Below are 20,066 nucleotides of genomic sequence, written 5' to 3'. Positions count from 1 at the left end.
AGACTTACAGCTAAAGGTCTGGCAATCATTATAATAAATTTGTTTATGCAAAAAGAAGGAGAAAGACTGATTCCTATCAACATTGTTGATGAAATGAAGTCGTCTTATATCGATTATTCGATGTCGGTTATCGTTTCAAGAGCGTTACCGGATGTAAGAGACGGCTTGAAACCCGTTCATAGAAGAGTACTTTATGGTATGTATGGACTAGGGGTTTTTTCGAATAGAAAATATTTAAAATCTGCGAGAATTGTTGGGGACGTGTTGGGTAAATATCACCCGCACGGAGACTCCTCTGTATATGACGCGATGGTGAGAATGGCTCAGGAATGGAGTTTACGTTATCCTCAGGTAGACGGACAGGGTAACTTCGGTTCCATGGATGGTGACCCACCAGCAGCAATGCGTTACACCGAAGCAAGACTGAAAAAAATCTCTGATGAGGTTCTTTCTGACCTTGACAAAGAAACTGTTGATTTCCAGAATAACTTCGATGATAGTATGACGGAACCTACCGTAATGCCTACTAAGATTCCAAATCTTTTGGTAAACGGAGCTTCAGGTATTGCAGTAGGGATGGCAACCAATATGGCGCCACACAACCTGTCAGAATCTGTAGATGCAATCTGTGCTTATATTGATAACAAAGATGTAACCATCGATGAGTTGATGCAGCATATTATTGCACCGGATTTCCCTACAGGAGGTATTATCTATGGATATGACGGAGTAAGGGATGCTTTCCATACAGGAAGAGGAAGAGTGGTGCTAAGAGCAAAGGTTAACTTTGAAGAAATTGGAAACAGAAATGCAATTATTGTAACAGAAGTTCCTTATCAGGTTAACAAGGCAGAGATGATCGCCAGAACTGCAGAACTTGTTAAAGATGAGAAGATTCCCGGTATCCACGAGATCAGAGATGAATCAGACAGAAAAGGACTTCGTGTTGTTTATGAATTAAAAAACGATGCAATTCCAAATGTAGTTCTGAATCTTTTATACAAATATACAGCACTTCAGACTTCTTTCAGCGTTAATAATATTGCGTTGGTACACGGAAGACCGGAGCAGTTGAATCTGAAAGACATCATTCATCACTTTGTAGAGCACAGACATGAGGTAATCGTAAGAAGAACTCAGTATGAACTTAAAAAAGCGAAGGAAAGAGCCCACATCCTTGAAGGATTCATGAAGGTGATTGGTACTCAGGATTCTCTTGATAGAGCAATTTCGATTATCCGTCACAGTGCAAACCCTCAGGCTGCAAAAGAAGGATTGATCGAAGCGTTTGAGCTTTCAGAAATCCAGGCTCAGGCGATTCTTGATCTTAGACTGGCGCGTCTTACAGGAATGGAGCTTGACAAGATCCGTGACGAGTATGATGCTATTATGAGAGAGATCGCTGATTTGGAAGATATCTTAGCTAATGAGACTAGAAGATTCCAGATTATTAAAGATGAGCTGATTGAAGTTAAAGAAAAATACGGTGACGAAAGAAGAACTGAAATTGATTACTCAGGAGGAGAAATGTCTATTGAAGATATTATTCCAAATGAATCTGTAGTTCTTACAATTTCTCACGCAGGATATGTGAAGAGAACTTCACTTTCAGAATACAAAATTCAGAGTAGAGGTGGTGTAGGAAACAAAGCAGCAACAACAAGGGATTCTGACTTCCTTGAGTACATCGTTTCTGCAACGAATCACCAATACATGTTATTCTTTACAGAAAAAGGAAGATGTTACTGGTTAAGAGTATTTGAAATTCCGGAAGGCTCAAGAACAGCCAAAGGAAGAGCAGTACAAAACCTTATCAACATTGAGCCGGATGATAAGATCAAAGCGTATATCAGAACCAATAACCTTAAGGATTCCGAATATGTAAATCAAATGAGCGTTGTGATGGTAACTAAGAATGGTACGATCAAGAAAACATCATTGGAAGCTTATTCAAGACCAAGGGTAAATGGGGTAAATGCTATTGAGATTAGAGATAATGACCAATTATTAGGGGCTTACCTTACAAACGGGACTTCTCAGATCATGATTGCTACTAAAAATGGTAAATGTATCCGTTTCCCTGAAGAAAAAGTAAGAGAAGTAGGTAGAGGATCAATCGGGGTTCGTGGTATTGCCATGGAAGACAATGATGAAGCTATTGGTATGATTGTTGTAAATGACGTAGAGAACGAAACAGTACTTGTAGTATCTGAAAAAGGATACGGTAAGAGAACTGCAGTAGAAGACTACAGAATTACAAACAGAGGAGGAAAAGGTGTTATCACTCTAAACATTACCGAAAAAACAGGAAATCTTATTGCTATTCAAAACGTAACAGACGAAGATGGATTGATGATTATCAATAAATCCGGGGTTGCCATCAGAATGGGAATGGATGAAATGAGAGTAATGGGTAGAAACACCCAGGGAGTAAAACTGATCAACCTTAAGAAAAATGACGAAATTGCAGCGATTGCAAAAGTAGAAATGGATAAGGATGTAGAGGAGGATTCCGAAGAATTTAACGAAGCTGAGGGAGCTGAGGGAGAAGTTCAGGAAGGAACCGGAACATTATTTGATAACCTGGAAGACGATAATACAGCATCTCAGGCTGACAATGAGAATTCAGACTCTGAAGAATAAATATACAATTAATATAAAATAGTTATTATGAAGAAACTAATTTTAGGTATGGCTATCGTGGCATCTGCTTTGGTTTTCGGACAGAAGAAAGATGTGAACGCTCAGCTTCAGGAAGCTAATAAAGCAGCTATGGATGCATATAATGCAAAAAACTATGCAGCTGCGGCACCTAAGTTTGTAGAAGTTTATGACCTATTGAAGGCTAATGGTCAGGATAATAAATTATATATGTATTATGCCGGACTTAGCCAGGCGTTAGCTAATAACAGTGATGCAGCAATCAAAATATATTCTGATCTGGTAAATTCCGGATTTACAGGAGTAGAAACTACTTATACTGCAAAAGAAAAGAAAAGTGGGCAGGTAGTAAACCTTGATAAAGCTACTTGGGAACTTATGAAAAAAAGTTCTGATTACTCAGATTTCAAAACTGAACAGTCAAAAGGGGTAGAAGAAGATTTATATGAAACTTTAGCTTCATTATATCTTAACGCTAAAAAACCAAATGAAGCTCTTGTAGTTATCGAGAAAGGATTAGCTAAATATCCTAATAATGCTAAGCTTAAAGAAAATCAGACCAATGCTTATCTTGCGTCAGGAAATACAGAGAAATTTGTTGCTGGTCTGAAAGAGCAATTAGCTAAGAATCCTAATGATGCAACAAACTGGTATAACCTTGGAGTAATGCAGGCAAAAACTCCGACTACTGTAAATGATGCATTAGAGTCATTCAAAAAAGCAATTGAGCTTAAGCCAGATTTTGCTAACGCTTATCAAAACCTTGTTTATACAACAATTGGTGATGATTCTAAAATTGTAACTGAGATCAATGCATTGAGAAAAGACAAGCCGGATGCAGCAACTAAGTTAATCGATGAGAGAAAAGCTAGATTTACTCAAGCTTTACCTTTTGCAGAAAGCTGGTATAAAGCAGATCCTAAGAGTATCGATGCCGTTAGTACATTAAAAGAAATTTATGTAGTAACTAAAAACATGGATAAAGTGAAAGAAATGAAAGCTAAAGAAGCTGAGCTAAGCGCAGCAGCAAAGTAATCATTTGATAACTCAACAATAAAAAGCCGGAACATACATGTTCCGGCTTTTGTTTTTAGCAAAAAGCAGGATTTATTGCTTGAAATATATCATTCAAAATTTCTCTTCTTTCTGAAGAGGATCAGTAAATTTCATCTCCAGAAATTCTCTGTAATTCCGTATCTTTGAGAAAAATTTTAACAAGATGATCGAGTGGAAAACCGTTAAGGAATACGATGATATTACCTATAAAAAATGTAATGGTGTAGCAAGAATTGCTTTCAACAGACCGGAAGTGCGTAATGCTTTCAGGCCAAAGACAACTTCAGAATTATATGATGCTTTTTATGATGCCTCTGAAGACCCTTCAATAGGCGTTGTTTTACTTTCAGGAGAAGGACCAAGTCCTAAAGACGGAGGCTGGGCTTTCTGCAGTGGAGGAGATCAAAGAGCAAGAGGTGATCAGGGGTATGTAGGAGAAGACGGAAGACACCGTTTAAATATTCTGGAAGTTCAGCGTCTGATCCGTTTTATGCCTAAAGTGGTAATTGCGGTAGTTCCGGGATGGGCTGTAGGTGGTGGACACTCACTTCATGTTGTATGTGATCTTACTTTAGCAAGTGAAGAGCATGCAATTTTCAAACAAACTGATGCTGATGTGACAAGCTTTGACGGTGGTTACGGATCTGCTTACCTTGCAAAAATGGTAGGACAGAAAAAAGCCCGTGAAATCTTCTTTTTAGGAAGAAACTATTCTGCTCAGGAAGCTTTTGAAATGGGAATGGTAAACAAAGTAGTTCCACATGCAGAACTAGAAGATACTGCTTACGAGTGGGCTCAGGAAATTTTAGGAAAATCCCCAATGTCTATCAGAATGCTGAAGTTTGCAATGAACCTTACAGACGACGGAATGGTTGGCCAGCAGGTATTTGCAGGAGAAGCAACCCGTTTAGCGTATATGACAGAAGAAGCTAAAGAGGGAAGAAATGCATTCCTTGAAAAAAGAAAACCGAATTTCGGAGACGATCAATGGATCTCATAAATTCCGGGAAACTATTTTTGTAGGCTATGGGAATCAGTAGGGAAGATCTTGAAAAAAATAGAGCAAGTAAAGAAAGAAGGAAGGAAAGTGAATTTCTTCTCTCTGTCGACTTTGAACAGTATTTGTCAGATCGCTATTTCTATGATAATCTTGATAAAGATTTCTCTTCGAAAGATTTTTTTCCACTGAATCCATTAAAACCCGAACACGAATGGTATCGTTCCAATATAAATGATCAGGAGTTTGAAGTAGGTAAAATGTCTTCTGAAGGTTATGATTCAAGATTTAGGAGTATTTATCTGACGGATACGAAGGCGATTTATCCTTGGAAATATAAAACCTGTTATGGGATTTGTTCCGAAGAGAATAATAATATACTCATAATGCCTTATTTTGATTCGATACAGTTTTACAGCCTATTTAATGTTTTTGTTTGTAGAAACTCTTTTCAAGATCCTGTAAACTCGGAATCCTTATTAGGCCAGGTATATTATTTTGATGCGAAAGGAAGATTTATCAGGCAGGAAAAAGAACGTTATCTTAATTTATTTCCTCATGTTGCGGTTATTGATAATGAAGTAAAAGAAATAAAGCTGGATGGTTTCAATGTAGGTGAGGTATATCGATATGATCTGTTTGTTGTGTATATTAAAGGCTCTGGTGAAGCTGTAAAAAAACAGACAGTGGATAATCATGGAAATTTTATTTTAGATAAAGCTTATCTTGATGTAGTAGTTCGCCCTGCTGAAGAAACCATTTTTGCTATAGATGAAAATGAAATAATCTGTTTCGATACCAAAGGTGATAAGAAAAGAACCTATCCCGGTTTCAATCATATTGATGAAATTGGAGAGAATTGTCTCAGAGTTTATAATAAGTCAACAGATGAAGTAGGCTTTAGTCTTATCAATTTTGATGGAGAGCAGCTCTTGAAGCAGGTTTATGATTTTGTTGAAAAATGTTCAATGAGTCAAAAATATAAGTTTTTTCAGGGAAGCTGGTATCATTTTACAGGATATGAAAAAGAAGATCCTGAAATTGAAATTGTTCAGGCTAAACTGGATGAAATCCGATCAGATATATTGGTTTACATTTTTCATCCCAATGGTAAATGGGGAATCATCAATGAAAATGAAGAAATTCTCATTCCATGCGTATACGACTGGATTGAGGAAATAAGCGAAAATGTTTTTCTTTTAAATGAAGGTGGAAGACTGTTACGTTGTTCAAGATGTACCGATGAATGGGATGGGGATACTGTTGATGAATTGATTGTTCATGGTGGCAAGTGGTTTACTTACAGTTTATTGGGTATGAATCTCGAACCTACAGAAATAGAATATGATTCAAATAATTTTATAAATTCAGTATATAAAATAGAATGACAGATTGGATAAAAGCCGCAAGGCTAAGAACTTTACCGCTATCATTAAGCGGGATTATTATGGGAGCTTTCATCGCAAAATGGAGGCTGTACAGAGAAGGAGGAACATGGGACTGGAAGATTTTTGCTTTAGCCCTTTTGGTAACCCTTTTATATCAGATTTTATCAAATTATGCTAATGATTATGGCGATGGGGTAAAAGGAACTGATGCAAAAAGAATCAATGAAGCGGAAGCAAGAGCAGTAGCATCAGGGAAAATTACAGCTAAGCAGATGAAAAATGCAGTGATTCTTTTCTCAGCATTGTCATTTGTTGCTACCATTGCTTTGTTATACGTAGCTTTCATTCCGGATTATATGAATGAATTTTATATTTTCATCGGATTGGGTGTGGCCTGTATTTTGGCAGCAATCGGATATACAGTAGGGAAGAAGCCTTACGGGTATATGGGATTGGGAGATATCTTTGTATTTATTTTCTTCGGATTGGTTTCTGTATGCGGAAGTTATTTCCTGTTTACCAAAACATTCAGCTGGGATATGCTGTTGCCGGGAACTGCAATAGGAATGATGAGTATGGCTGTTTTGAACCTGAATAATATGAGAGATATCGAAAGTGATAAGCTATCAGGAAAAAACAGTTTTGCATTGAGAATTGGATTCAAAAATGCAATGATCTATGAAATGATCCTGTTAAATCTTCCATTGATATTGATCTTGGCTTTCCTGGGAATTAATGGATTCTTTGAGCAACAAAACTATTATGCTTTTATTGTGATGATCCTAATGTTTCCTTTGACGAAACTGAGAAGAAGCATCATGTCAGTAAAAGAGCCGAAAGAATTAGATCAGTATTTAAAGCAGGTAGGAATTATGACGTTTATAATGGCTATTCTTACGGCAGCCGGACTTAATTTATTTAACTAAATCTAAAAATAGTATATCATGAGTTCCAATGTCTATGTTGAAGCACAAATGCTTATCAGAAAACCGGTTGAAGATGTTTTTGAAGCATTCATCAATCCTGAATTAACCACTAATTTCTGGTTTACAAAATCTACCGGAAAATTAGAAGAAGGGAAAACAGTAACCTGGGAATGGGAAATGTATGGGGTGAAAAACGTGGTAAACGTTCATCAGATTATTCCGAACCAACTGATTAAGACAGAATGGGGAGAAGCTTCTGTAAACGTAGACTATGAGTTTAAAACCATGGAAAATGGAACTCTTGTGATTATTAAGAGCTATGGATTCACTCAAACAGGTGAAGAGCTCCTAAGACAGGTTAATGATAATACAGGCGGTTTTACGACAGTTTTAGACGGTTGTAAAGCGTATCTGGAACATGGGATCAATCTGAGACTTATTGAAGATAAATTCCCATCGAAATAGTTAAAGTAAATAAACAACGCTTTGCGTTTTTAAACAAACACAGATGACGCGAATATTTTCACGAATGTCACTAACCTTATTGTGCTATTGGTGAAAACATTTGAGTCATTTGTGTTTAATAATAATTGAAATTAAATTTAAAATGAAAATACAATTTTTAGGGCAAAATTGTTTTCTGTTCACGTACAAGGACAAGACAATTTTAAGTGACCCTTTCTACAACTACAAAAAAGCGGAATCAGGTTTTGATATTACCGCTCAAAAAATCGATTACATTCTGTTGACTCATGCTCATGGGGATCACATTGCTGATGTAGCGGAAGTATTGCAGCATTATCCGGAAGCAACCGTAATTGGAGTACCGGAAGTATGCGGATACTTTACACAGGCTAAAAATACAGATGATGTGAACCTCGGAGGATCGGCAAAAATCGACGATCTTAAAATTTCCATGGTTCCGGCTCACCACACAAGTTCTTTCCCGGATGGAAGCTATGGCGGTGTTCCTGTAGGGTATATTTTCAGACTGCCTGAAGGGAAGAATGTATATTTGGCTGGAGATACAGGAGTAATGGCAGATATGGAGCTATTTCCAAGATTATACGGGAATATTGATCTTTCTATCCTTCCAATTGGAAGTCATTACACAATGTGTCCTAGAAAAGCTTCTTTCGCAGCAGCAGAACTATTAAAAACTCCAAAAGTAATCGGATGTCACTTTGATACGTTCCCAGCTATTGAGATCAATCATGAAAGTGCATTAAAGCATTTCGCAGATAAAAATGTAGAACTTGTTTTACCAACATTAGGGGAGACGTTCGAATTTTAATCAATAATAAGAAAGGGGTAAACCGAAATTAGAAACAATGGAAATAATGACTAAGGTATTAAAAACAAAAAAAGATAATTATCAAATTACCTCTCTCTTCACTTTAAACCAAAAAAAAATGGCAAGCTACCTAAATCACACCGCTACGACCAATTACCTTTGCTGCGTTCCCACCCTGGAGGATTCTCAGGAGCTGGTTGTTTAGGACTTGCCGTTGCAAAGGTAGGAAATATTTGTAAACTTCAAAACTTTATTAAAGAAAATTTGTCGAAAAAATGCAGTGGTAGAGCTAAACAGCTGACATTTAGGAGGATAATTTTTCAACTTTTTTCTAAAAATTTAAACATGACGAAAAGTCCATCAACATTAGGAATTATACTTTTTATCGCTACAATGATCGTTTTTTTTGTAGTGTACACTTTTTTTTCAGGAATCAATTATTTTGATATATCACTGAAAGCCAATGCATTTGTGCTGCCTATTTTATATGCCGGAGCAGCATTCTGGTCAGTGAAACTATATTGGAACAACCATCGCGTGGTAACTTTTAAAGAAGCTTTCAAAAGATCATTCGTTCCGATGTTCATCGGAGGAATTCTTTCGATTTTCAGTATTTATGCTTTTTTAAACTTTGCAGATACTGATGCAAAAAAGCTTTTGAACTATCAATATGTTCAAAGACAGAAGTCGGAACTGGATACGGAATATACTTCTGCGAGAAAGATTATGAAGCATCAGAAAGATATTGACGAGCTGGATCAGAAGTATAATGAAAGGCTTCAGAGCTTTAGTCCGGAGGCTGTAAAAGGAAAAGATATGCTTACCGCAAGTCATTTTTCAGGATATTTTGCAGCAATTCTTATATTTTACGTAGTTTTGTCGGTGTTTTTCGGAGCATTTTTCAGAACAAGAAGTATCTATCAGCCCGAAGAAACCAATCAAGACTAATTTTTTATTAAAATTAAATGAACTTATCTATAGTTATTCCGTTACTGAACGAAGAAGACTCTCTGGAAGAGCTTTTTTCAAGAATTGACAACGTCTGCAAAACCAGTAATTTATCTTACGAGATCTGGTTTGTAGATGATGGAAGTACGGATTTATCGTGGAGTATTATCGAGAACTTAAAAGTACAGTATCCTCAGATCCACGCTATCAAATTTTCCCGAAATTATGGGAAATCACAGGCGCTTCATGCCGCTTTTGCAAGAACAAACGGGGATGTGGTAATTACCATGGATGCCGACTTACAGGACTTTCCGGAAGAGATTCCTGAGCTGTACAATATGGTGATTCATGACAATTACGATATTGTTTCCGGCTGGAAAAAGAAACGTTTTGATAATGTAATGACGAAAAATATTCCGTCAAAACTATTCAACGCAGCAGCAAGAAAGGTTTCCGGAGTTTATCTTCATGACTTCAACTGTGGATTGAAAGCTTACAAAAGACAGGTGGTAAAATCTGTAGATGTATACGGAGATATGCACCGTTATATTCCGGTATTGGCTGCCAATGCAGGTTTCAGAAGAATTACAGAGAAAGAGGTACAGCATCAGGCGAGACCTTACGGAACTTCAAAATTCGGAACAGAGAGATTTGTAAGGGGATTTCTGGATTTGGTAACCCTTTGGTTCGTAAGCCGTTTTGGAGGAAGACCTATGCATTTCTTCGGAGCGGTAGGAACATTGATGTTTATCTTCGGTTTCCTTTCGGCACTTTGGCTGGGACTTTCAAAACTGATTGATGTAGCCAGAGGAATCTATGGTCATTTAATCACAAATAATCCTTGGTTTTACATTGCTTTAACCATGATGATTATGGGAACACTGCTTTTTGTAGCAGGATTCCTGGGAGAAATGATTATCAGAACCAATCGTGAGCATAAGAATTATAATATTGACGAAGTGATATAGGAATTAAAACAACTGTATTTTATCAATTTAGAATTAAAACAATATGATCCCTTAAAAAGTACCAGGCTTTTTAAGGGATTTTTTTTTGATTCATTTAATTTATTTTCCGATCTTAGTGTAGGATGATAAAAAACACAAATGGAAAGTATAAGAATTGAAGTCGGTAATCTGGCGGATCTGGAAATTTTATCCAAGGAATTTAATATCCCAAAGAAAGAGTTGATTGCCTTTCATAATCAACATTGTTCCCTGCATGAAATCCTTCCGGATCATCTTCCAAAATATATAAAATACCTCTATATTCCTGCTGATATACAAATTCAACGGAAGGATAAGATCGTTAATTCAAGAATTGATCTTCCGGATACTCTGGCAGATCTTACTTATGGAGTATTGATAAAAGACGCTCTCTCTGGGATTCAGATGCATTACCTTGTGGATATTCAGAGAGAATATGAAAATAAAGTTTCTTTTACAAAAAGGAAAATGTATGTAGACGATCAGGAATTGGAACTGATGATGGAAAAACTGATAGAATCTGCGTCAGAAGCTCTTTATCCATTAGATTTTTCTTTGAAAAAAGATGGAAAGATTGATAAAATTTTAAACGGAAAAGAGATCCGGAAACGATGGGAAAAAGAGTACCTTCCTAAAATAAAACAGTATTACGTAGGCTCTGTGGCAGAAGAGTTTATCAATAAGTTGAACGGTTTTTATGAAAATATAGATGAAGCCCCGGAGGATCTTTACACTAATATCTTTTATCCGATATTCTTTTTGCCTTTATATACTTCATATCCTGATTATGAGAAAGAAGAATCTCTGAGTTTTAATTTTTCAGGTATTGATCAGTTTGTTTCTTATGCAGCTCACTTTTCAATGCAGAAAACATTTACGGAACAGGATCAGATTTTAATTCATGTAACTGGTGAGGAAGAAGATAATGGAGAAGTAGGCGGAAAAAGAGGAAGTTTGAATGTAATGTATAGAGTAGATAAGAATACAAAGTATATAACTTCTGTGGAAGCGGAATTGTCAACTTTTTACAGAAATGAAGAAATAAAGATTTATATTGAAATTTATCAGCAGAAATCTTATATTTGATTTACCCAATCATTAAAAATAATGTTATGAATATATTTCCTGTCTCTGAAAAAGAAAATCAACCCTGAATTTCGATCCTATTTTCTGTTGTTTGAAATAATATTCTTCCTGAAAAAGAGGTGTTTATGTGTTTTTGAAACCGGATATCTTTGATGTCAGGATGTTTTAATACTCTTTTATCCTCATACAGTACCCTGAATGATCAGGAGATGCTTTAAGGAAGAATAGTCAATTATGAATTAAAAAAACACAAAATTACGATGAGCGAAAAACATCTGGTATGCCAGGGAGCTGTCTGTAGCTGTGATTTCGGAAGCACTACTGATAAGCTTATGGTGAAAACCCAATCCAAAAGATACATCAACGATAAAGACGGTGCCCAAAAGCTGATGGCTACTCATGCCGATATTGGACCCACTTTTGAAAAAAATACATTTGGAAGCTGCAAAAAGCTCAACAACAATCCCTGCGTTCCGGCCGTAACAAAATGGGACGGATTCTATGATAAGATCACAGTAGAAGACAACAGTGGGAAAGCACTTCTCGAAGATTCCAAAGCAACCTGTGCGGTAAGCAATGCTTCCAGTATAAAAATTGTATTCCACGGACAAACGGCGGAACCTACTCCACAGAATGTGGCGAATGCCAGACCTGAAGTGCTGGCACAGCTGGTACCTATTTTGGAGGAAAAGCTAAACGGATATTATTATAACTATAATGGAATGTATGAAGGGAAAGTCACAGATCAAAAAAAGGGAAAGGAAAATGATGTTTATGCTTGTGAGGGAAGGGGGAGTAAGGAAGAAACTTTTATAAATATAAAAAAGCTTGCTTCAACTCATGATAAATTTATTAGTGATTCTTCTACAATTTATGGGGAAAGTTCAGCAGCTTATAATGTTATTGATAAATATGAGTTCTTTGCAATTGCTAGTGTACATAAAAGGAATAAAGTTGCATATGGGATAAATTCAGATTTTGCAAAGAAATTCAGAAAACTATCTGATTCAGATAGGAATAAAAATGAGGCAATGGTATTTTCTATAGCAGCTGAAATTAATGCATTAATTGACGGAAAAGATTATAGTAATGGTGCAAAACAATGGGACGGTGCAGAACAGACCCATTTGCCAAGTGATAATCATGATATTTCTTCCAATGGTAAATTTATGTTTAAAGTAAATGTTATGGGGTGGGATATTAACAATGACAATTATAACTCTTGGCAATTGGCTGTTTCAACAAAATTTGGAACAAAATTTTTTAATATTCCACAGAAAAAATATGCAGTAGCCAATTATAAAGGTATGACAAATAAAAATAAAATAAGATTGAAATCAGTAGCACAATATGGACTGACTATGTTTTGGCAGGAAGTAAATATCACAAAACCCAAGGAAAAATGAAAAAACTACAAATAATACTCATTATACTTTTTTCTATTGTCCTGAATGCTCAAACATATGATACAATAGATTTTAAAAATATTATGGTTAATAATCATTTGTTATATAGCAATTTTCAGAGTATTAGAAAAAACATTGATGATACTAAAACCAATGCAAAGGTATTTACAGGAAAAGAAATGAACATCCCATTCTGTGAATTCAAATCTGAAGATATTTTTTATACGGTTTTTTCTAAAAACCTTGTTTTTAGCTATAATGAAAATCTGAATGATGAAATATTTATCACTTATGTAAAGCCAAATAAGAGTTTTAATTTAAAGCTTAAAACTAATGGAAATTCTCTGATTTTAAATACTAATACAAGTGTTAAGACTTTTAAAAAATATTTTAAAAAGTCTTCTTATACTCTGTTAAATGATAAAAAGGGCTTTAAGCTAATTGTAAAAAATGGTAAACAGTATGCTAATTGTAATTTGATCTTTAAGAATAACCGTTTTGTAGAAATGTATCTGGAAAAATAGAACAACAATATGTTCATAAAAGAGATAAGTGAAATATCATTGACTAAATTATAATACTATGAAAGCACTATACTTTTATTTTATGATATCTACCTTATTTTATTTTTGCAAAAACAATAATAAGCTTGAAACCATTCAGAATTCGTTCAGGAAGGATACTATTTTCGCGCCGGCAGGGTATACTGCAAAGGATCCCAATTGTCAGCAGAGTATGAAGGGTTTTAACAGTAAGTATAATGTATTACTCTCCAAATTTTATACTGCAGAAAAAAGTTTATCCTTCAATACCAAAGACAGTGTGATGATAGCCCATCCTTTTTATACTCAGAATGATTCTTATGGAGATTGTTTTCCTGAAGAAACATATGGAAATCTGATTTTAGTCTATGCATAATGCTACTCAAAAAACAAATGTCTATAAAAATGCTTTATATGAGGATGAACCCAATACATTTCAGGAAATAATACCTGACCCAAAAGGTTTTGTAATCTCTATGGAAAAGGGGAATTCATCAAAAATGTATTCAAAAGTTAAAGTGTCTTATAAAGTAAATGAGTTGTATTTAGATCATATTCAGCTTGAATCCTGGGGAAGGAAGCAGTATAAAAAGAAATATGCATTTAAAAATCTGAAACTGGAGAATTATTCTGTAAAGATGATTGATTCCCTACAGGTTGTGAATGATAAATAGAAATTGTACAATGATATCATGAAAAATGGGATCTCTTTTATATTATTTCTGGTTGGCATACATATTTTAGCTCAGTCTTCTAAGCCTTATACTCTTGTTTATATAGTGAATAAAACGGTTGATAGGGAAGAATATGTTGCTGATGAAAAGGTAGATAAAAAAGATGAAGTGAATATAATGAAGCGGGTTTATGGATATAATGCTAAAAAGGACAGTGTAGTATATTATAGCTTTTATAATTCAGCAGTAACAGAAAATGAAGAACCGTCATTGTATATTCTTGAAAAAAAGACGGATAAAATAGTGTTGCATTGTAAAGGAAGTGATGAGAGTAATATGAATCTGGGATTTGATAATCAGGGAAAGACAATTACAATAAATAATAAAGATATTTTTTATCTGAACGATGCATATTATAACTATCTCCATAAAAGTGTTTATGAAAACTTAAATATTCCGGATTTACTAGACTTTCTTGAAGACTTTCTCGAAGATTACAATATTGAAGAACTAAGATGTATTTCTTCCCTTGAAAAATATAAGCATAATGATTTCAGGGTATTAAAGGCTTATATGGAATCTTATCGATCTCAGGCTTCAGATTATCTGGATAAATGGAATATACAGTTTGATTATGATGGAAAAGGAGTTTTAAAATATCTTTTAAAAGAATCTGCAGAAGGAGATCAGGCATTAGAAAAAAAGATCTTGTCGCATCATCAGGGAGTTTTCAGATATGCTATTCATAGAAATAATGAAAGCCGGTTAATTACAGATAGTGAACAGACTTTTGATATTTCGAAGAAGGTCTTTAATGAAAAGATCACTGCTTTTCAGGTGGGATTGGGTAAGGAAACAAATTTTGAAACAAAACAAAAGATATACAAAACATTTCCTGCCGATCATTTATATCTGAAATCGAAAGGTGTTTTGGAAATAAATAAGATAAAAATTAAATAATTAATTGCAGTAGGCTATTTCTGAGCAATATTCTAAAATAACAGATTGATATTGAGCGGTAACAATAATTGGAAATAGGTTACTTTTTAAAAAACACATGTAATATGGTCATTATAGGAGATACACGCCCGCTTGCCAGTAAGAATTATACGTATACCATCAGTGCGGCTACAGGAAATCCAAAGGTAAAACAATGGAAGGTGGAGTACGCCGGTAAAGTGCTTGCTACAAGTACCAATGGCGTTTTTAATTTTAACCCTTCTATGGCTGGAAAAACAGTGAAACTAACCGCTGTTGTTGATATCCATGGTAAAGAAATGAGTTATTTCATCAATTTACAGATTCTCGCTGCAATGCCAGCAATAGAAGATTTGTATTGGCTGGATATTAATAATGAAAAAATCGGAAAACGTATTGTAGGCTATCTGGATACAGTAAAACTGGTTATCAAAACCAAAAATATCCCTGCCAATGACAAAATAAAGGTAACCATCTATGAAGATGAATACGCTGACGGACATGATGAAGATTCCTCAAGAAATATGGGAACCTATGAACCGTATGTAGATAAAAAAGGCTACGCTTATATCACCTTCGATAATATAAAGGTCTATCAGAAAAAGCTGAACAGCATGGATTATGTGGACGAAAGTGTACATGAATTTTACGCCAAGGTAGTGTACAGCAATAAGGTTAATCAGATAAAAGATACCATACAGCTGCAGGTTAAAAATGAGCTTTCTAAACTGGTGCCACCCCGTGTAGGAAGTAATCCTGTTGTGGTGGGGAAGGTGGATTCTGTAGCTAAGACAAAAAAAGCTCCTGTTAATTTTACATTTGGAGTTTTCTTGGATGGTACTCTTAATAATATGTATAATACGGAGATCAGGCAAAAAGTAACTGGTATAGATGTTATTAAAGCTGAAATATCGGGAGTAACTGATGATGAAGCCCAAAAAATTTATAAGAAAAAGGGTGGAGCTGTAGATGGAAAACCTTCTAAAGGAGAAACAAGTTTTGAAAACGACCTCTCTAATCCAGCTATTTTGTTTAAAAACTATAAGAAAAGTAAAAATGATAAAATATTTAGAGTTTATACAGAAGGAATGGGAACTAATACAGCTCCTAAAAACTATGGAGATGTATTAAATACAAATGATTATAAAGGAGATGATATGATGATGGGGCCTGCCTTTGGAATGGGGCCTGCTGGAATTATGGATAGAGTAAGGAAATCAATAAATGATATTAAAACAGAAATAGTTAATAATGTAGTCAAAGGCAAAGAAGTAGTAGGTACGTTAACATTTGATGTTTTTGGATTTAGTCGTGGAGCTGCTGCTGCAAGACATTTTGTACATGTTGTGACTCAGGGAAGTTATAGAGCACGTACAAAAGCTTGGAAGGAAGGTTTTATTGTTAAAGATATGTTTGGATATAATATATCAGAGTCTTATGCTAATGGGGTAATGCCAGCCTTTGGATATCTAGGGCAATTGCTTTCCGAAGCAGGACTAATGGATGAGCAGACAAAAATAAAAATCAGATTTGTGGGGATTTATGATACGGTACCCCACCATGGATTGTTGCAATCGAATGATTCCAAGGATCTTGGGTTAAATGATGTGAACAGAGCAGATTATGTAGTACATATGGTAGCAGCAGATGAGCATCGTGCGAATTTTAGTTTAGTAGATATTTCTTCTGTAGCTAAAGTTTCTCCTGACAGTGGTAAAAAAGGAGGAATTGAATTGCATTATCCTGGGGTGCATTGTGATGTAGGAGGTGCTTATGTAGAAGGATGGACTGATAATCCGAAAAGAATAGATGCAACTATTATTAAGGACTCTTTATATCCGCTTTCCCAAGAACTGATAAGACAAGGTTGGTTTCTGCCAGAAGAACTTACGATAAAAGCAGACCCTTTTTATAGACTTACCGTTAACAATTATAGGCTTGAAGGGGAAAGAAAACTTAGCAATCAGTATAGTTTTATTCCACTGCATCTAATGGTAAGCTTCTGCACTAAAAAAAGTATACCTATTAAAGGAGAGGGTGTGACTGATGATTATAAATTTCAGGAAAATTGGATTTCTGATAATGTTAAGTTCTTGGAAGGTATTAAAGAGAAATTGAAACAATATAGCTTTAATGGAGGAAAGCCTTTAGTGTTTACTGAGCCTGAAGTGTATAAGGAACCTCCCATTGTACATGCCACAGGTGATAGAAAAGCGGTGGCGGATTGGCAACAGCGTCAGTTGGAAGGTCAAAGACGTAATGATGCAGAAGCAGAAAAAAAGAATAAAGAAATTAAGTTTTTAAGAAACCATTACCTACATTGGAATGCTACTTACGGACAGTCTGGATCTGATCTTATTTCCCAGAAAAATTATCCTAATATTGTGGATGGGAAAAGAAAAAGAACCGTATATTAATAAACTTCCATGTTTTAGAAATGAGATGAGGATGGATTTAAGAAAAATAAATAATGAAAATATATATTCTCAGTTTGCTTTGTAGTATATTTCTATTACTAGCATGCAAAAAAAATGATACACCAAAGATGAAAAATAGTCAACAAGAAGAGTTTTCTTATATGGTAACGATGACTGCACCAGAAGAATATCCTGTAGAAGTACATATAGGAGTATTGACGGATGATAAAAAAGAGCTGATATGTGGAGTACCTAAAACGGGTGTTGAAGATGGGGGCTGGCAATATGATGGAGATGCTGGTGGACAAGGAGGAAGTAGAATTCCATCGCATCTGGATCTTACATATGTTAATTATGCAGAAAAAAAATTTTGGAAGATAGATGCAGAGTTACCTAAAGAAAAAATACTTCAATTATTTCAAGAGGGATTTATGGTACAGGGAAATCCTGATAATAATGGCAATTTTCCATGGGAAAAAAGCACATATGACAAAATTACTATAGGAGCAGCACCTGGAGGGGTTGTTGTTGTTTGGTTATCAGGAAATCATCACCGCAGAGAGGTTTGTCGTTTACAGGCAAAGGAAATAACTGTAGATAAAAATAAGTTTAGACCCCATCCACAATATGATGAAACTCAACAACAATTTTTTGATAAAAAATATTCAATAAATATTTCTGATAGTACAAAAACAGCAATTGAAAAAACGGGTATTCCTTTTGGGTTATGGGATAAATACAGAGAAAAATATACTTACCGTTTTGTACTGGCTCCTTATGATAATAAAGACAAAATTACAGGATTATATCGTATTAATTATAATGGAGAATCTGAGTTTTTAATAGATGCCAAAGCTGTTGAGTCTTATAAATCGGATGGAATTCCTTATGATGTTAACTTTTATTTTGCCAAATACAATGCAGAGATTATTTTTAATGATCAAGAAATGTTAGAGGTTTTTGGTGAAATGAGAAAGTTATACCCTGATCAACCAATAGACATTGTTCTGGTTCCCGGCTTTATGTATAATGATTTTAAAGTAGTTGTACAGTGTAAAGATAAAAAGATAGCTTTAGAGAAATTTAAAGTAAAAAGAATCTGGGGTGGCTAGAATGAATATAAAATGGATAAAAAAAGTATACTATCAAACCTTAACAGAGGACAGCTATCCATCCGCTTGAAAAAAATTAATGAAATTGATTTCACCTTTGTTCCTTAAAAATATTCTACAAGCTTATTAAACCTTTGCGTAAAAATTAATAAGTCCAATTGCAAACGCTATAAAGAACAGCACCCATAGTAAATAGGGTGTTTTTTTATTTATTTTTACGCCAAACAAACCTTAAATAAAATTAAATGCTGAACGTAAAAAGGCTGTTAGCTGTTGCAGTCCTATTGTCTATATATTCCTGTTCATCCAATAAGCTTATTGGTTCATGGGAATTTATAGAACTATATGAAGGGACAGTACCAAAGATAGATACCCTGAAAAACAAGCAGAACCGCTCCAGATACGGAACAGGTATTTTGAGTTTTCATCCCAATAACTCCTTTGATTCCAAAGATCTTACTGGAAATTACCAAAAGGAAAATAACCTACTGAAAATGAAATACAATGAAAGTAAGGATACAATACGGATGAAAATTGCTTATATCAATAAGGATTATCTGCTGTTGTCATCAGCGTCTGAGAAGTCTGATACCTGGTTTTATAAAAAAATAAAAGCAAAAAAATAACTTTCCCTGAAAAACTGAAAAATTGAAAATTATCAGGTATTTTATTGCCAAAAGACAAAGATTTTTAGAAATTTTAATCCTATTTTTGTTAAAAGATAATATTGAAAGCCCGGAAAACTTTCAATAAAGCAGATCATAATGATCGTCAGTAGAATATTTAAAATTAAATATGAAAAAAGTACTATACACATTGATGCTGGTTGCAGTTGTTTCCTGTGGGAAAGTTTCCCCAAAAGGAAATATTGAAAAGAAAGATGTGGACGTTCCGGAATTTGTAAACCTAGATCTGAATGGTAAATTCCGTGTATTTTATGCCAGAGGCCCGAAAAACTTTGTGGAAATAGAAACCTATCCCAATGTTGCCAGTAATCTGGACGTAGATGTAAAGGATAAAACTCTTACGATCAAAGAAAAAAGAGGTACAAAAGGAGTCGATTTTTATAACGTAACTATCTATTCAAAATATAATCTTGAAAAAGTAGCCGTTTCAGACTCCGTAGAAGTGAATATTTCAAGTGAAATTAAAACCGATAATTTCAGACTGAATATGAAAAATAATGCAAGCTTCATGGGATCTGTCAACACAAGAAGGGCAGAAGTGGAAATGCATAACAGAAGCCGTGCTAACTTTTTAGGATTAACCAAAGATGCAGTGATAAAGATTTCCGATACCGCAAGTCTAATTGCCCCTTACTGGAAAATTACCAATCTGAATATCGATTCCAAAAATGGAAACTATGCTGAGGTGAACGTAAAAGACTCTTTAAAAGGAAATATTCAGAACACCGCAAAATTCATCTACTATAATGATCCGATCAGAGCATTTAAAGTAGAAAAAACAACAAAAGTTGAAAATAAGAAATTAGAGTAAAGAGCTGGAAGATGGGAGTTGGAAGCTGGAGGGAATTCCAGTTTACCAAACGATTCTTTCACTTTTTAATCAAATAAAAAAGAATAATTAAAATAAAA

At 34.8% G+C, this 20,066-nt stretch carries 19 protein-coding genes and 1 other RNA gene; 19 read left to right on the top strand and 1 reads right to left on the bottom strand.

Translation table 11 applies throughout. The features are described 5' to 3' along the window. The first annotated feature begins 45 nt into the window (after positions 1 to 45). The 7 genes from gyrA to M2372_RS20075 all read left to right on the top strand — a co-directional run bounded on the left by gyrA (position 46) and on the right by M2372_RS20075 (position 8,322). On the top strand, positions 46 to 2,643 hold the full coding sequence (gene gyrA / locus M2372_RS20105; RefSeq protein ID WP_115973762.1) for a DNA gyrase subunit A: 2,598 nt from the start codon (positions 46 to 48) through the stop codon (positions 2,641 to 2,643). Between the two features lie 27 nt (positions 2,644 to 2,670). After that, complete coding sequence (locus M2372_RS20100; protein WP_123319009.1) at positions 2,671 to 3,696, top strand: tetratricopeptide repeat protein; 1,026 nt, start codon at positions 2,671 to 2,673, stop codon at positions 3,694 to 3,696. 184 nt (positions 3,697 to 3,880) lie between these two features. Beyond that, positions 3,881 to 4,717, top strand: a complete 837-nt coding sequence (locus M2372_RS20095; protein WP_123319010.1) for a 1,4-dihydroxy-2-naphthoyl-CoA synthase — start codon at positions 3,881 to 3,883, stop codon at positions 4,715 to 4,717. Between the two features lie 26 nt (positions 4,718 to 4,743). After that, complete coding sequence (locus M2372_RS20090; RefSeq protein ID WP_123319011.1) at positions 4,744 to 6,102, top strand: WG repeat-containing protein; 1,359 nt, start codon at positions 4,744 to 4,746, stop codon at positions 6,100 to 6,102. Next, positions 6,099 to 7,028 (top strand): 1,4-dihydroxy-2-naphthoate octaprenyltransferase, encoded by a 930-nt coding sequence (gene menA, locus M2372_RS20085; protein WP_115973766.1) that lies wholly within the window; start codon positions 6,099 to 6,101, stop codon positions 7,026 to 7,028. The genes M2372_RS20090 and menA overlap by 4 nt, the downstream gene beginning before the upstream one ends. A gap of 18 nt (positions 7,029 to 7,046) precedes the next feature. Then, positions 7,047 to 7,493, top strand: a complete 447-nt coding sequence (locus M2372_RS20080) for an SRPBCC family protein (protein WP_115973767.1) — start codon at positions 7,047 to 7,049, stop codon at positions 7,491 to 7,493. A 142-nt stretch (positions 7,494 to 7,635) separates the two neighbouring features. After that, entirely contained in the window at positions 7,636 to 8,322 is a 687-nt protein-coding gene (locus tag M2372_RS20075) for a metal-dependent hydrolase (RefSeq protein ID WP_115973768.1), read from the top strand. Between the two features lie 116 nt (positions 8,323 to 8,438). Here the strand turns inward: M2372_RS20075 and ffs are convergent. Beyond that, positions 8,439 to 8,536, bottom strand: an RNA gene (ffs, locus tag M2372_RS20070) — signal recognition particle sRNA small type. A gap of 131 nt (positions 8,537 to 8,667) precedes the next feature. On the opposite strand from ffs, the gene M2372_RS20065 reads away from it, so the two are divergent. The 12 genes from M2372_RS20065 (at position 8,668) to M2372_RS20010 (ending at position 19,968) form a co-directional block, all read left to right on the top strand. Continuing rightward, positions 8,668 to 9,270, top strand: coding sequence for a DUF4199 domain-containing protein (locus tag M2372_RS20065; protein WP_115973778.1), 603 nt, complete (start codon positions 8,668 to 8,670; stop codon positions 9,268 to 9,270). A gap of 17 nt (positions 9,271 to 9,287) precedes the next feature. Next, positions 9,288 to 10,238 carry a glycosyltransferase family 2 protein gene (locus M2372_RS20060; RefSeq protein WP_115973769.1) on the top strand — a complete coding sequence of 317 codons (951 nt, stop codon included), beginning with the start codon at positions 9,288 to 9,290 and terminating at the stop codon, positions 10,236 to 10,238. Positions 10,239 to 10,376: 138 nt separating this feature from the next. Further along, a complete protein-coding gene (locus tag M2372_RS20055) occupies positions 10,377 to 11,342 on the top strand; it encodes a hypothetical protein (protein WP_123319012.1) in 966 nt (321 codons plus the stop codon). A gap of 260 nt (positions 11,343 to 11,602) precedes the next feature. Next, entirely contained in the window at positions 11,603 to 12,748 is a 1,146-nt protein-coding gene (locus M2372_RS20050; RefSeq protein ID WP_123319013.1) for a DUF4280 domain-containing protein, read from the top strand. Beyond that, positions 12,745 to 13,272 carry a hypothetical protein gene (locus tag M2372_RS20045; protein ID WP_115973772.1) on the top strand — a complete coding sequence of 176 codons (528 nt, stop codon included), beginning with the start codon at positions 12,745 to 12,747 and terminating at the stop codon, positions 13,270 to 13,272. Before M2372_RS20050 ends, M2372_RS20045 begins: the two co-directional genes overlap by 4 nt. 58 nt (positions 13,273 to 13,330) lie before the next feature. Beyond that, positions 13,331 to 13,666 carry a hypothetical protein gene (locus M2372_RS20040; protein ID WP_148060744.1) on the top strand — a complete coding sequence of 112 codons (336 nt, stop codon included), beginning with the start codon at positions 13,331 to 13,333 and terminating at the stop codon, positions 13,664 to 13,666. After that, on the top strand, positions 13,659 to 13,964 hold the full coding sequence (locus M2372_RS20035) for a hypothetical protein (RefSeq protein ID WP_123319015.1): 306 nt from the start codon (positions 13,659 to 13,661) through the stop codon (positions 13,962 to 13,964). The genes M2372_RS20040 and M2372_RS20035 overlap by 8 nt, the downstream gene beginning before the upstream one ends. A gap of 18 nt (positions 13,965 to 13,982) precedes the next feature. Then, on the top strand, positions 13,983 to 14,924 hold the full coding sequence (locus tag M2372_RS20030) for a hypothetical protein (RefSeq protein WP_123319016.1): 942 nt from the start codon (positions 13,983 to 13,985) through the stop codon (positions 14,922 to 14,924). Positions 14,925 to 15,028: 104 nt separating this feature from the next. After that, entirely contained in the window at positions 15,029 to 17,359 is a 2,331-nt protein-coding gene (locus M2372_RS20025; RefSeq protein WP_115973775.1) for a DUF2235 domain-containing protein, read from the top strand. A gap of 128 nt (positions 17,360 to 17,487) precedes the next feature. Further along, positions 17,488 to 18,471: a DUF2931 family protein gene (locus M2372_RS20020; protein WP_228455673.1), complete on the top strand. Its 984-nt coding sequence runs from the start codon at positions 17,488 to 17,490 to the stop codon at positions 18,469 to 18,471. Between the two features lie 245 nt (positions 18,472 to 18,716). After that, on the top strand, positions 18,717 to 19,097 hold the full coding sequence (locus M2372_RS20015) for a hypothetical protein (protein WP_123319018.1): 381 nt from the start codon (positions 18,717 to 18,719) through the stop codon (positions 19,095 to 19,097). Positions 19,098 to 19,266: 169 nt separating this feature from the next. Then, on the top strand, positions 19,267 to 19,968 hold the full coding sequence (locus tag M2372_RS20010) for a GIN domain-containing protein (RefSeq protein ID WP_123319019.1): 702 nt from the start codon (positions 19,267 to 19,269) through the stop codon (positions 19,966 to 19,968). Positions 19,969 to 20,066 lie beyond the last annotated feature (98 nt).

Origin of the sequence: Chryseobacterium sp. BIGb0232, assembly GCF_024810195.1 — a bacterium.
Classification (GTDB): Bacteria; Bacteroidota; Bacteroidia; order Flavobacteriales; family Weeksellaceae; genus Chryseobacterium; species Chryseobacterium pennae.
The sequence above is the reverse complement of the archived record's forward strand: the minus strand, read 5'-3'. Positions and strand labels throughout refer to the sequence as shown.